The following is a 2,219-nucleotide window of genomic DNA, read 5'->3' as shown; positions in this document are numbered from 1 at the left end:
TACTAGAGGTATTACTTAAAAAAGCTGGAGTAAAAAATGTAAACGATCCTGGCTCAGGAGACATATTCTTAAAAGGCAAAAAAGGCAATCTGCTAGAGGCAGAAGCAAGACAATTAGGTGCAAAAGCTTTAAGAGCTTATGCTTTAACTGTATTAAGAGCAAATCCTAACATTAAAGAAAAAGCAGATGAAGTTTATGCAAAGCAAATAAATGGAGTGTTTGCAGGAGGAACGGAAAATTCAGTCATCAGCATACTTGTAACTATTGATTTCAAAGATGGTAAAGGTTTTACCAATCTTAAAAGTAATAGAAAACGCCATGCAAACTTTGCTGATCAAGTTATCGCCATAGTAGAAAAGTTTCGTAATGCAGGAAAACTCAAAGGTGATTTAACCAAAGATGTAGATGGTATAATTCCCATAGATCCTGGCTCAATAGGCGGATTGGGTGGTGATAAAGGCAATGGTGGCTTTGGCCCAAGAGATAAGCCAGAAATTCCAAATGTTCCTCCTCCTTCTAACGGCAATGATTTATCAGACGAAGAGAAAGCATTTTTTGCCAATCGTGAAAAAGACACTCAAAATGGTGACGGAGAAGGTGCTTCCAAAAAAGGCTTTGTTCCTGTAGCTCCTGACGCTGCGGTTGGTGGTTCACCTAAAAAGCCTGGTCAAGCTACAAATAACCAATCAAAGCCATCAAATCAAGCCCCAACAACCAACAATGCTAACAATCAAACTGAGTCTCCTGACTCAATAAATAATTCTACTAGTCAAGCAATCAACCAAAATAATAACAGCCAAGTAACTGTCAATCTACAAGTACAAGGATTTCTAGGAGATAACAAGACAGTCAATCAGCTAAAAGAACTTTTTTCTAATTTGATGAGCGAGCAAAACCAAGTTAACCAAGACAGATTGCGCCAGCTAAATGGAGCTAATCTAGCTCGTAGAGGCTAATTTATGGCAACAATTAATTTTACATTAGCATTCTTGGATCCAAGCAAATCAATAGCTGATCAGCCTGGAGATGACTACACAGCCTATATTGATCAAACTAATGGAAAAATATTCCTAAAACAGCCCAAAAGTTTTTATGCGCCTCAAGGTGGAACAGAAACAGTAATTGAGGTGCAAATCTATGCGTCTGGAGAGGCTATTGCTACAGGCTTACAAGCTCAATTCTTGGCAGCAGAAATGGCAGGAGATGGTCTTTACACTCAAGTTATTTTTAACGAACAAGCTATGAGTGATGGAGAGTGCCAGCAACAAGCCAATGCTGAACTGGCCTTTTTAACCCAACTTCGTGGAGGCTTTTCTTTCAACACATTTGAGAGAGTGAGTTTGCTTGATGGCATTCGCTATAAAGACACAGTAGACCAGGTAGACGTAACCTGGCCTATTCAACAAATCAATTTTGTTGATATTGGTGGTTTTCTTCAACGTCAATGCTCTTGCTCTCCCATTTTAGAAAAAGACCTTTTTGAGCTTGCAAGTGAAGGAAATGCAAAAGCTAGTCTTCCACCTTCTGCCCGTAGGATAGACATTTTTGTCACTGACTCTAATTCTGGTAATGGTGGAAATGGAGGAGGCGTATTTTAATGTTTAGCGAAGGTTGGAGTATAAAAATAGGAAATTTAGCCGATCCTATCAAGTTCAGCAATAAACCAAAATTGACCCATTCCTCAGCCAAAGGTGGAACGAGTTTTTCCTTTGACGTTATAGGGAAAAGTCCTTTACCTTGGAAATTAACAGAAAGAGCTAAAATCGAGGTTTCATACTCAGGAGAGCAAGTTTTTGTAGGAAATATTCTTTCTCGTTCAAGAGATTTTAGTAGCTTGGCTATTAGTTATAATGCGTTAGGCTATTACACTCATACTAGACGCAACCCTATTATTGGCAAGTTCAAAAACCCATTTTCTACAATTATCAACCAGTTATTAGATGAAAGTGGAGCTAGACCTTTTATCAATAACATAAGCTATCGACTAGGAAATATTGCAGATAGTGAAACCTCTATTCTAAGTGTATTTTTAGAACGCCAATATACGGGTCAATATTTGGACTCTTGCCTAGACGACATTTGCAAAGCGGTTGGGTGCCAATGGTTCATCCAACCAGAAAATGGTCTGCTTGTTCTTTGGCAAAGCAATCAGATAGCGGAAAGAGGCGAAATAGATATAGAAGCAGAAAGGTTAGGACAATGCCAATCACTTAAACACG

Annotated in this window: 3 protein-coding genes; all 3 read left to right on the top strand. The window is 38.7% G+C overall.

The genetic code is table 11. From position 1 onward, the window contains the following. A partial coding sequence (locus tag HY817_01345) for a hypothetical protein (protein MBI4835883.1) occupies nt 1–956 on the top strand: 956 nt, incomplete at its 5' end. Between the two features lie 3 nt (nt 957–959). Further along, entirely contained in the window at nt 960–1,598 is a 639-nt protein-coding gene (locus tag HY817_01340) for a hypothetical protein (protein MBI4835882.1), read from the top strand. Further along, nucleotides 1,598–2,219, top strand: a 622-nt coding sequence (locus tag HY817_01335) for a hypothetical protein (protein ID MBI4835881.1), incomplete at its 3' end; no start/stop codon positions are given. The genes HY817_01340 and HY817_01335, both read left to right, overlap by 1 nt.

The sequence above is a fragment of the Candidatus Abawacabacteria bacterium genome, from assembly GCA_016207805.1.
In the GTDB taxonomy this organism is placed as follows: Bacteria; Patescibacteriota; Gracilibacteria; order RBG-16-42-10; family RBG-16-42-10; genus JACQZO01.
This window is presented reverse-complemented; position numbering and strand designations above follow the sequence as displayed.

Bases quoted from the DNA above. Each gene is read 5' to 3' on its own strand.
- HY817_01340 (MBI4835882.1), top strand. From the start codon at position 960: ATGGCAACAATTAATTTTACATTAGCATTCTTGGATCCAAGCAAATCA.